Source organism: Aliiruegeria lutimaris, from assembly GCF_900099935.1.
Lineage (GTDB): Bacteria > Pseudomonadota > Alphaproteobacteria > Rhodobacterales > Rhodobacteraceae > Tropicimonas > Tropicimonas lutimaris.
In genome coordinates, this window is the sequence record NZ_FNEK01000072.1 from 16,113 (window position 1) to 27,131 (window position 11,019).

Annotated in this window: 10 protein-coding genes and 1 riboswitch; of the genes, 4 read left to right on the forward strand and 6 right to left on the reverse strand. The window is 64.4% G+C overall.

Going from position 1 to position 11,019, the window contains the following annotated elements; all coding sequences use genetic code 11:
- The first annotated feature begins 17 nt into the window (after positions 1–17).
- The 4 genes from BLR85_RS22770 (at position 18) to BLR85_RS22785 (ending at position 5,097) form a co-directional block, all read left to right on the forward strand.
- Positions 18–1,688: a BCCT family transporter gene (locus BLR85_RS22770; RefSeq protein WP_093162873.1), complete on the forward strand. Its 1,671-nt coding sequence runs from the start codon at positions 18–20 to the stop codon at positions 1,686–1,688.
- Between the two features lie 127 nt (positions 1,689–1,815).
- Positions 1,816–1,913, forward strand: a riboswitch (TPP riboswitch).
- A gap of 40 nt (positions 1,914–1,953) precedes the next feature.
- Positions 1,954–2,934: a thiamine ABC transporter substrate-binding protein gene (locus BLR85_RS22775; RefSeq protein ID WP_093162876.1), complete on the forward strand. Its 981-nt coding sequence runs from the start codon at positions 1,954–1,956 to the stop codon at positions 2,932–2,934.
- Entirely contained in the window at positions 2,910–4,418 is a 1,509-nt protein-coding gene (locus BLR85_RS22780) for an ABC transporter permease family protein (RefSeq protein ID WP_093162879.1), read from the forward strand. Before BLR85_RS22775 ends, BLR85_RS22780 begins: the two co-directional genes overlap by 25 nt.
- Positions 4,405–5,097 carry a thiamine ABC transporter ATP-binding protein gene (locus BLR85_RS22785; protein ID WP_093162882.1) on the forward strand — a complete coding sequence of 231 codons (693 nt, stop codon included), beginning with the start codon at positions 4,405–4,407 and terminating at the stop codon, positions 5,095–5,097. Before BLR85_RS22780 ends, BLR85_RS22785 begins: the two co-directional genes overlap by 14 nt.
- 17 nt (positions 5,098–5,114) lie before the next feature.
- On the opposite strand, the gene BLR85_RS22790 is transcribed toward BLR85_RS22785, so the two are convergent.
- The 6 genes from BLR85_RS22790 to BLR85_RS22815 are packed head-to-tail and all read right to left on the reverse strand — an operon-like array spanning position 5,115 to position 10,768.
- Positions 5,115–6,179 carry a DUF1513 domain-containing protein gene (locus BLR85_RS22790; RefSeq protein ID WP_093162885.1) on the reverse strand — a complete coding sequence of 355 codons (1,065 nt, stop codon included), beginning with the start codon at positions 6,177–6,179 and terminating at the stop codon, positions 5,115–5,117.
- A gap of 3 nt (positions 6,180–6,182) precedes the next feature.
- Positions 6,183–7,205, reverse strand: coding sequence for an imelysin family protein (locus BLR85_RS22795; protein ID WP_170844715.1), 1,023 nt, complete (start codon positions 7,203–7,205; stop codon positions 6,183–6,185).
- 1 nt (position 7,206) lies between these two features.
- Positions 7,207–8,733, reverse strand: coding sequence for a di-heme oxidoreductase family protein (locus BLR85_RS22800; RefSeq protein ID WP_093162891.1), 1,527 nt, complete (start codon positions 8,731–8,733; stop codon positions 7,207–7,209).
- Between the two features lies 1 nt (position 8,734).
- Positions 8,735–9,220: a bacterioferritin gene (bfr, locus tag BLR85_RS22805; RefSeq protein WP_093162894.1), complete on the reverse strand. Its 486-nt coding sequence runs from the start codon at positions 9,218–9,220 to the stop codon at positions 8,735–8,737.
- Position 9,221: 1 nt separating this feature from the next.
- A complete protein-coding gene (locus tag BLR85_RS22810; RefSeq protein WP_093162896.1) occupies positions 9,222–9,461 on the reverse strand; it encodes a (2Fe-2S)-binding protein in 240 nt (79 codons plus the stop codon).
- A gap of 53 nt (positions 9,462–9,514) precedes the next feature.
- Positions 9,515–10,768, reverse strand: coding sequence for an imelysin family protein (locus BLR85_RS22815; protein ID WP_093162899.1), 1,254 nt, complete (start codon positions 10,766–10,768; stop codon positions 9,515–9,517).
- Between the last annotated feature and the right edge of the window lie 251 nt (positions 10,769–11,019).

The following is an 11,019-nucleotide window of genomic DNA, read 5'->3' on the forward strand; positions in this document are numbered from 1 at the left end:
AAACCGGAGATTACGCCATGAGCGATGTAACAACGGACCAGGGCATTCCCGAACCGGAGGGACATACCGAGGTCATCGACACCGATTTCGAGATCGGCCAGGACAACGTAGAAGGCACAGTCGGCCCCTTCGGCTTCGACGTGCACAACCCGGTCTTCCTGATCTCGGGCCTCACGATCGTTGCCTTCGTCTTCTACGCGCTGGTGTTCCAGGAGCAGGCGACCGCCGCGTTCGGTGCGCTGCGGCCATGGCTGACCGGCACTTTCGACTGGGTCTTCCTGACCTCGGCCAATATTTTCGTCCTGTTCTGCCTTTTCCTGATCGTGAGCCCATGGGGCAGCGTGCGACTTGGCGGCGCGGACGCGGTGCCGGACTATTCCTACTCCGGCTGGTTCGCGATGCTGTTTGCCGCCGGCATGGGCATCGGGCTGATGTTCTTCGGTGTTCTGGAGCCGGTCTACCACATGGCGATCTCGCAGCCGCTCGGCGTGCCCTCGCCCTTCGCCGAGGACGGAACGATCATCGACGCCAATGTCGAAGCGGCCAAGCGCATGGGGCTTGCGGCGACGATCTATCACTGGGGGCTGCACCCCTGGGCTATCTATGCCGTTGTGGCGCTGGCGCTGGCGCTGTTCAGCTTCAACAAGGGCCTTCCGCTGACCATCCGTTCCGCCTTCTACCCGATCTTCGGTGATCGCGTCTGGGGTTGGACCGGCCATGTCATCGACATTCTCGCGGTCTTCGCCACGCTCTTCGGGCTGGCAACATCGCTCGGTTTCGGCGCGCAACAGGCCAATGCCGGACTGGAGCATGTTTTCGGCATCGCCAACAACGCCAATGTCCAGGTCGTCCTCATCACCATCATTACCGGCATTGCGCTGGTCTCGGTCTTGCGTGGACTCGATGGCGGCGTGAAGGTGCTCTCGGAGATCAACATGGTGCTGGCCGCCCTGCTGTTGCTCTTCGTCCTGCTGGCCGGGCCGACAATGGTGATCTTCTCCGATTTCTTCGCCGGACTTGGCACCTACGCGACCGAGATCGTCGCGCTCTCCAACCCGATCGGCCGGGAGGATACCGGCTACATGCAGGGCTGGACCTCCTTCTACTGGGCATGGTGGGTGAGCTGGTCGCCCTTTGTCGGCATGTTCATCGCCCGGGTCAGCCGTGGGCGCACGGTACGCGAATTCATCATCTGCGTACTGATCATCCCAAGCCTTGTCTGCGTGCTCTGGATGGCTGTCTTCGGTGGCGTGGCAATCGACCAGGTCCTGTCCGATCCAACGACAAGCGCGGTCAAGGCACAGGTGATCGACAGCTACAACCCGCCGATCTCGCTTTTCGCCATGCTGGAAGGGCTGCCGCTGGCCTCGATCACCTCCACCCTCGGGATCGTTCTGGTGATCGTCTTCTTCGTCACCTCGTCGGATTCCGGCAGCCTCGTGATCGACACGATCACCGCTGGCGGCAAGATCGACGCTCCGTTGCCGCAACGGGTCTTCTGGTGCACCTTCGAGGGCGCCGTGGCGATCGTGCTGCTGCTGGGCGGCGGGCTCTCGGCGCTTCAGGCCATGGTGATCTCCACCGGGCTGCCCTTCACCTTCGTCCTGCTTCTCATGTGCGTGGCAATCGTCAAGGGGCTCGCCGCCGAGAAGAATGCCGTTCCGCCGACCGCGGGCGGAGGCTCGTAGGCCTCCACGACGACACCGAGTGACAAACGCGCCCTTCGAAAGAGGGCGCGTTTTGAGTCGCGGCAGCGGCTTGCCGGCATTGCGCCGCCTGCGCTCTCTTGCTGCGGAGCCCGGTTTGATCTATCCAGAGCGCACCTCGGGGTGCTGAAAAGCTGAGATGCGTTACGCGAACCCGTTGAACCTGAACCGGTTAGAACCGGCGGAGGGAAGGCTGACGCCCTAAAGGTGACCAACCAAACTCCGCCCCCAACCCAAGGAGTTTGCCATGAAGGCGCTTCCTCTTGTTGCGGGCCTGATGATCGCCACCTCTGCGGTGGCCGAAACACCCGTCCTGACTGTCTATGCCCCCGATTATTTCGCCTCCGAATGGGGGCCGGGCCCCGGCATCGAAGCCGCGTTCGAGGCGCGCTGCGGCTGTGACCTTGTCTACAAGACCGGCGAGCTGTTGCCGCGCCTGTTGCTGGAGGGCGCGCGGACGGAGGCAGATGTCGCAATCGGGCTGAATTCGGACATCACGAAGAAGGCGCGCGACAGCGGGCTGTTCGCGCCGCATGGGCTGGATCTCTCCACGCTCACCCTGCCAGTCGAGTGGATGGACGACACCTTCCTGCCGTTCAACTATTCCCACACGGCCTTCATCTATGACAACACCAAGGTCACTGAGCCGCCGGCAAGTTTCGACGCCTTGCTGGAAGCGCCCGATGATTTGCGGCTGGTGATTCAGGACCCGCGCAGCTCGGTCTCGGGCCTCGCACTCGTGCTCTGGGTCAACCATGTCTATGGCGACAAGGCTGCGGAGGCCTGGTCGAAGCTCGCGCCCAAGATCGTCACCGTCACCAAGGGCTGGTCGGAGGCCTATGGTATGTTCACCGATGGCGAGGCGGACATGGTGCTGAGCTTCACCACTTCGCCGGCCTATCACATCATGGCCGAGGAAGACCTGAGCAAATCGGCGGCGATCTTCCCCGAAGGCCATTATTTCATGGTCGAGCTGGCCGCCAAACTGGCCGGGACCGACAACCCCGATCTGGCCGACCAGTTCATGGCGTTCATCCTGACAGAGGAATTCCAGTCCATGATCCCGACCTCCAACTGGTCCTTCCCGGCGGCGCTGCCCAAGGAGAAATGGCCGGAGGGTTTCCAGAACCTGCCAGTGCCCGAAAAGGTCCTTTTCTATAACGAGGACGAAGCCGCGGCGATGCGGGACGAGGCTGTCGAGGCATGGCGCAGCGCGCTCTCCCAATAACAACGGCGCTGCTTGTCGCGGGGATGGTCATCCTCCCCGTGACGGCGGTGCTGTGGCGTGGCGGCGGTCCGGGGGCGCTCGGGCCGGCGGAATGGGCGGCGCTGCGCTTCACGCTCTGGCAAGCGGCGGTTTCCGCCGCACTGTCGGTCGCGCTGGCCGTGCCGGTGGCGCGCGGGCTGGCACGCCGGACCTTTCCCGGCCGTGGCACTCTCATTGCGCTGATGGGTGCGCCCTTCATCCTGCCCGTGATCGTGGCGATCCTCGGCCTGCTGGCCGTCTTCGGCGGCAGCGGGCTGGTCAACCGGATCGGCGCCCCGCTTGGCGTGCCCCGGCTCGATATCTATGGCTATCACGGCGTGATCCTTGCGCATGTGTTCTTCAACCTGCCGCTCGCGGTGCGGCTGCTGCTGCAAGGTTGGCTGGACATCCCGGCCGAACGGTTTCGCCTCGCCGCCGCGCTGGACGCGCCGGTCTGGCGGGTGCTCGAATGGCCGATGCTGCGGCGGGTGTGCCCCGGCGCCTTCGCGGTAATCTTCGTCATCTGCCTCGGCTCCTTTGCCGTTGCGCTCACGCTCGGTGGCGGGCCCAGAGCGACAACAGTGGAGCTTGCCATCTACCAGGCCTTCCGCTTCGACTTCGATCTCGGCAAGGCCGCGACGCTGGCCGCGCTGCAACTGGTGCTCGGATTGGCCGCTGGAGCCTTCGCCCTGCGAGTCGCCCCGAGCGGTGGTTTCGGGATCGGCCTCGACCGACAGCGCGACCGCTGGGACGGAGCGACGCCCATGGCGCGGGCTGCCGATGGGCTTTGGATCACCTTCGCCGCCGCCTTCCTTCTGCTTCCGTTACTGTCCGTCGCGGTCGCAGGTTTGCCGGGCCTCGCCCAGATGCCGGCCGAGGTCTGGAGCGCGGCAGCACGCTCGCTGGCACTCGCGCTCGGCGCCACCGCGCTGACACTCGCGCTCGCGCTGCCGCTTCTGACCGCGCCGGGAGAGACCGCCGCGCTGCTGGGCATCGCGGTCTCGGGGCTGGTGCTCGGAACGGGCTATTTCCTGCTGCTCCAGCCGATCATCCGGCCGGGCGATGTTGCGCTGCCGGTCACGATGCTGGTCAATGCGCTCATGGCGCTGCCCTTTGTCATCCGTATCCTGCGCCCCGGGCTGGAAAGCGCGCGGGCCGATTACGGGCGCCTTGCCGCCGCGCTCGGGCTGAGCGGCTGGCGGCTCTGGCGGATCGTCTACCTGCCGCGCCTGCGCCGCCCGCTCGGCTTTGCCGCCGGGCTGACGGCGGCGCTCTCCATGGGGGATCTCGGGGTGATCACGCTCTTTGCCGATGGGGACAACGCCACCCTGCCGCTGCAAATCTACCGACTGATGGGAAGCTACCAGATGGAGGCGGCCCGCGCGGCGGCGCTGCTCTTGCTGGTGCTGAGCCTCGGCCTGTTTTGGGGCTTCGACCGGGGAGGGCGGGGGCATGTTGCAGCTTGACCACCTAACCTTTCGGCAGGGCAGTTTCGATCTTGCCGCCGATGTCACGATGAGCGCGCCCATCACCGCCCTTGTCGGCCCGTCGGGAGCGGGCAAGTCCACCCTTCTCAACGTGATTGCCGGTTTCATCCCGCCTGCGTCCGGGCGAGTCCTCTGGCGTGGGCAGGACATCACCGTCCTACCCCCGGCCACGCGCCCGGTGGCGATGCTGTTTCAGGACAACAACCTGTTTGCGCATCTGGACATTGGCCGGAATCTCGCCCTCGCGCTGACCCGCAAGCGCCCGAACGAGGCGGAACGCGCCCGCATCGCCGAGGCGCTCGCCCGCGTCGGATTGCAGGGTGTCGAGGGCCGCAAGCCAGCCGAACTCTCGGGCGGGCAGCAAAGCAGGGTGGCCCTTGCGCGCGTCCTGCTACAAGCGCGCCCGCTGATGCTGCTGGACGAGCCATTTGCCGCGCTCGGCCCCGCACTGAAGCACGATATGCTCGACCTCGTGGCCGAAGTCGCGTCGGAGAAAAACCTGCAGGTGATCATGGTCTCGCATGATCCGCAGGATGCCGCCCGGATCGCATCGGAGGCCGCCGTCGTCGCCGAGGGACGGGTGGACCTGCCAACGCCGACTCAGGCCCTTCTGCGCGATCCGCCGCCCGCCCTTGCGCGCTATCTCGGGAACGGATGAAGCCCTCCGCCCGACCGTTAGGACACTCGGACGAGGTGATTGTCCCAGGACCATCCACCATCAACCGGCAGCTCAACTGTCCGCCCCTGCTGCCGATGCACGAGCCCGCCGGCACAGGTGATCAGGAAGCCCCCCGGCGCCTTGGCCACGCCGCTCGCGACCGGTAGCGAGGAGGCCTCCAACGGGCGGCCATCGCCGTCGAGAAACAGAACGTGATCCCCCTTCGGCCCGGTCACGGCAATCCTGTCCCCAAGGGCGGAAACCGAGATCGAACCGGCATATTGCTTGAGCCGGGCCGTGTCGGGATGAGACAGGAATTCGTACTCGCCGCCCGGCGCAAAGCGCGCGACGAGCGGGACAACCCGGCCCGGGGCTCCCTGCCATTGCAAGGCGGCGATGACGTTGCCCTGCCCGTCCGTGTCGATATGCCGGATCGAGTTCTGACGCATGTCGTCGGGGAATTCCGTCTTCTCCATGATCTCGCCGCTCTCGGACAGGATCGACAGGTTCGTCTGCATCGTCGGGATGTTCAGCTTGGCGCGCTGGAAATCGGGATGGGTCTGGATGCCGCCATTGGCCACCGCGAAATGGCCATCCCGCAACCGGATGATCTCGTGCGGGCCCAGCCCGCCAGAGGGGACATCGCCCACCCGCTGGTAGCCGCGCTCGACATCCCAGATGCCGATCCGGCCTTCGGGCACGTCATAGGCGTTTTCCGTTGTCAGAAGGTGGCGTCCATCGGCGGTAAACGCTCCATGACCATAGAAATGCGAACCTTCGGGTGTGCTCAGCCGCGCGATCTCCCGGCCGGTGCCGCAATCCAGAACCAGCGCGAAATTTCCCGGACGGCGGGCGAAGGCGACGGCCTCGGCCCGGAAGGGATGGGCGGCGGCGGCATGGCCTCGGCTCGGCAGGGGCAGTGTGAAACGGATCTCGCCCGACAAGGACACTCCCACAAGCCACGCCGAGTTATCGGGCCGGTTGCCGGCAGTCAGGTAGAGGGAACTGCCGATATCAGCCCAGGCGAGCTTAGCGGAGGCGATGCCAGCCCCGGCCACGAATAGGAAATGGCGTCTCTTCATCGATCAATCTCCGTCGGCCGCCGAGAAGCCGGTATCGACGCCGAGTTCCGGCCCGACATCCTCGGCGAATTGTTGTTGCAGGTCGAGGATCCTGGTTTGCAGAGCCTCGACACGCGCCCGTTGCAGGGGATCGCTGACGGCGCTGCCAAGCGGCGCCCCGATCACGTCGATGCGCGCGCGGGTATCGTCGATGGCGCCATCAACCCAGAATTTGCTCGGGCTGAAGAGGTTGTTGCCGAACCCGTCCCGCAGCAACATCTGGATGCCCGCAAGCTGCGCGTCGATGATCTGGAGGCTCAGGCCGGAGCGCCAGGCTTCCGCGCGACGGGGCATGGGCTTGTCGTAGCTGTTCAGCGGGCGGCCAAGCCGGGTGTCGGCGATCCGGGTCAGTTCGAAATCGATCGCGGTATAGAGCAGCTTGGTAAACTCGGCATCGGTCGCGAAAAAGGGGTTCTCCGGCCCCGCCGACCGGGCCAGATCGACAAATCCGTCTTCAGCGAACCAGCCGTCATAAAGCGCAATCGCGGTGTTTTCGATATTGGCCGAGATGCCGACAATCGCCGGGCAGGCCGCCATCTCGGTGAAGAGCAGCCTTTCGATGGCCGGCAAGCCCTGAACCGCCGCCGACTGGGCCGCGATGGTCTCGGGCATGGACAGGCTGTCCTCCGGTTGCGCCAGTAGCGATTTCAGCCCGCGCCCGACAAAGTCCTTCTTGTCGGGCCAGAAAGCGACGGTCAAAACGGCGGCATTCTGCTCGACCGGTCCGAACTGGTAGGCATCCAGCGGCGCCCAGGCCAGCCATGTCGCGCGAAAGGCGTCCTCGTAGGCAGCCTCGTCCATTTCCCCGGCGCAATGCGCCCGGGACGCCTCCGACAATTGCCCCGTTGCGGTGCGGAACGCGCCGAACTGCGCCTCCAGCACCTGCAATGAATCCTCCCGCAACGCTGCATGATCGGTCTCGGCGGCGTGGATCGACGGTGCCCAAAGGCACATGGCGACAATTGCCGCGGTGATCAGTTTGAACATCCTAAAGGGACTCCAGAAAGGAAATGAGCGCATCGCGCTCTGATCTTGTCATGCTTCGAAAGGCTTCTCGCGCAGCTTCCGCCTCTCCTCCGTGCCACAGGATCGCTTCGCTCAACGAGCGCGCCCGGCCATCGTGAAGGAAATAGCTGTGGCCCGAGACAGCTTCGGTCAGTCCGATCCCCCAGAGTGGCGGCGTGCGCCATTCGCGCCCGGTTGCCTCCCATTCCGGACGATTGTCGGCCAGCCCCGCGCCCATGTCATGCAGCAGCAGGTCGGTATAAGGCCAGATCAGCTGGAAGCTCTGCTCCGGTTGGTCGAAGAGCCGGTGGATGACGTGTTTGGGGCTATGGCAAGCCGCACAGCGGGCCTCGTGAAACAACGCTTTTCCCTGCAGGACCCGCGGCGCGTCCACCTGCCTTCGGGCGGGCACGGCGAGGTTTCGGGTGTAGAAGGTCACGAGATCGAGGCCGATCACCGGTATCTCCAACGCTTCGTCATTGCCGGTGGAACCGTGCGGGGCCGTGCGGCAATGCTCCTGAGCCGGCGTGCAATCGCCCCAGTGGTATGGGTGAAGCGGCGTCGAGATCCCGATATCATGCGCGAAAGCGTCCGAGCCCTGCTGCGCAAGCGTCGGTTGCCCCGCTTTCCAGCCGAACCGCCCGAGCATCCATTGCTGATATTCCAGCGACCAGACCCGGTTGGGGCGACCCGAAATCCCGTCGCCATCGCGGTCCTCGGGATCGGCATGGGTCAGGATGTCGGCCTCCGGTATCGCTTCGAGCAACCCCAACCCGATCATGGCCGGCGCGACGCGGGGGCTGATCTGCAAGTCCGGGTGAAGCGGGCCGTAGTTTTCGCGGTAGATGGAATAGCCGGGCTTGCGGAGCATCTCGACGCTGCCATCGGCATAGGCAACCGGAAACTCCGTGTACTCGACACGCGCACGCCCCCCCGCAGGAAAACCCGCAACGGATTTGTCCTGCAGTTGCAGCCCGTAGCGCGGCTCGGGCGCGTTGGGCAGGTGCTCCAGAATGTCGGCGGCCAGACCCGATACCTCCCGCGGAACGGAGAGCCGCAACACCATCGAAACGCCGAAATCATCGGGACCGTCCGGCGGGTGTCCCCGCCCATCCTGTAGATGGCAGGACTTGCAACCACGTCCGTTATAGAGCGGCCCCAACCTGTCGCTGGCGGTCGTCGCGGAGGGGGCGGCGACCCAGTGCTTCTCGAAAAAGCCGTTGCCAAGACGGAAGTCCATCTCGCGCGCCTTATCCATATTGGCCGAAGGCAGGGAAAAGGGCGTTGCGGTGTGGCTGTCGAAATGGGTCGCGGCCCCGGCGGAGCGGTTTTCGAAGGGCTCGGCACGGTCGAAAGCCTCCACGGGGGCCAGCACATGCCGAACGCGTTCCGCCTCCGCCTGCGTAAGGGGAACCACTTTCAGATGCGGCTGCCCCCACCCGTCGGCGGGGGCGATCCGGGGCGCAATCAGGCCGGTCGCGACGGCCAGCGCCGCGACGGCGTGGTGCATCTTACTCGGCCTCGTCCATTGTCGAGGCGTTCAGCTGGGCGTAGCGCTCCGCGCCGATCCGCTTGTGCAGATCCAGCTGCGTTTCGAGGAAGTCGATATGGCCTTCCTCATCGCCGAGCAGCTTCTGGAACAACTCCATCGAGATATAGTCGCCCGCTTTCTGGCAATACTCGCGGGCCTCCTTGTAGAGCGCATGGGCCTCATGCTCGGCGGCGAGATCGGCCTCCAGCGTTTCCTTCGGAGTCTCGCCAATCCGCAGCGAGTCGAGCTTCTGGAGGTTCGGATGGCCTTCGAGCATTAGGATCCGGCCGATCAGCTCGTCGGCATGGTTCATCTCCTCGATGCTTTCCTCGCGGCTCTTGGCCGCCATTTTGCCCAGGCCCCAGTCTTCCTGCAGCTTGTAGTGCAGCCAGTACTGGCTGATCGCCGTAAGCTCGCTGCGCAGCGCCTTGTTGAGATACTCGATAACCTTCTCGTCACCCTTCATATCAGGCTTCCTTTCGTGCTGGACTCCGCAGGTCGCGGAGTGTGGCGGGTATTTCCAAGTTGCCATTGGACCGCATGGTGGACAAGAAAACTGGCATGCATCCGCCACAATCCGCCGATTTTCCAAGGGCATGGTAGATCTTGCCGGGCGTGATGATCGTGGCCGGATCCGAGGCGCGCATCCAGTCGATGGCGGCGTGGATGTCGCGGTCCGAGATATTCTGGCAGTGGCAAACGATCATGGTCTTTTCCCGGCTGGCGGGAGAAGCCCCGGGCTTCCCCCAAATGTTGAGGTTTACTGGAAGACGGCGATGGGATCGTCGAGGCTGTCGGAGCCTTCAACCGCGATGGCCTCGAGGCCGACCGCCGCCACGGCGCGCTCGATATTGCGGGTCTGGGCGACCAGCGCGTCGATGGCGGCCTGCACTATGGCGTTGCCCTCCTCATTGCCCGCGCCGATGAGCTGATCATAGGCGGTGCCGGCCTCGGCCTGCGCGACGATGGCGCCGAGCTTGGCCATGGTGTCTTCCAGATCCGCCTTCAGTGCGTCGGCCAGCGCCGGGTCTGTCGTGGCGACCACGTCACAGAGCAACGGGCCTTCGACCGTGGAGCCGTCGATCCGCTCATAGCTGCCGAGATAGACGTTCTGGATGCCCTTGCCGTCGTAGAAATGCGAGGCGTGGGTGTTGTCCGAGAAGCAGTCATGCTCCTCCTCCGGATCATGCAGCAGAAGACCCAACTTCATCCGCTCGCCCGCCTGCTCGCCATAGGAGAGCGAGCCCATGCCCGTGAAGGCCATGATCAAGCCTTGCGTGTCGTCGGCGGTCACATCCGTGCGCCCTTGCCCGCCTTCGGTCCAGAGCGCAACCGCTTCTTCCAAATCGGAGATCAGCAGATCGGCGGCAGCCAGAAGGTACTCGGCCCGACGGTCGCAATTGCCGCCAGTGCAGTTGGCAGCGTCGAAGTCGCTCACTGGACGAGCGCCAGCGCCGGGATCGGTGCCGTTCAGATCCTGCCCCCAGAGCAGGAATTCGATGGCGTGGTAGCCGGTGGTCACATTGGCCTCGATACCGTCGATCTCGTGCATTTCCTGCAGCAGCGCGGGTGAGATCACGGTGGCGTCCAGCGTGGTGCCGGACACTTCCAGCATCGGGTTGGCAATGACATTTGCGCCGGAGAAGGGGTTCTGGTCGTTCAAACCGGCATCGCCCGCGACATAGTCGATCAGGCCCTCGTCCAGCGGCCAGGCGTTGACCTTGCCCTCCCAGTCATCGACGACCGGGTTGCCGAAGCGGAAGGCCTCCGTTTGCTGATAAGGCACGCGGGCGGCGCGCCATGCGGATTTGGCAGCTTCAAAATTGGCATCGGTCGGCTCCGCGACGAGCGTTTCCAGCGCGGTCTTCAGCACCTTGGCGGTTTCAAGGCTATCCTCGTAGCCGGCCAGCGCAATGTCGGCATAGTTGGCAAGAACCTCGGCAGGGGCGGCGGCCTGGGTTGCGAAAGCTGCGCTGGAGAGAAGCGCTGCAAGGGCGGTGGTTCTGAGTGTCATGTCTGTCCCTGTTCGTGTTTTCCGAGGGCTGAATATATCAGACTGTTTTAGTTGGAAATCTATCTTTGACTTTTTTAGTCGACTTTTTATGGCGATCACTTCAAATGCATGGAAAACACCCCCAAGGGGGCAGGAACGGGACAAAGAAAAACAACAAAGTGTCTGACGTCAGCACCCGACGGAGAGATTTAGGGGTTTGAGCAACGGAGGGTTCTGGTTCATCGAAGCTGATAAGGAGCGAAGATGAACAA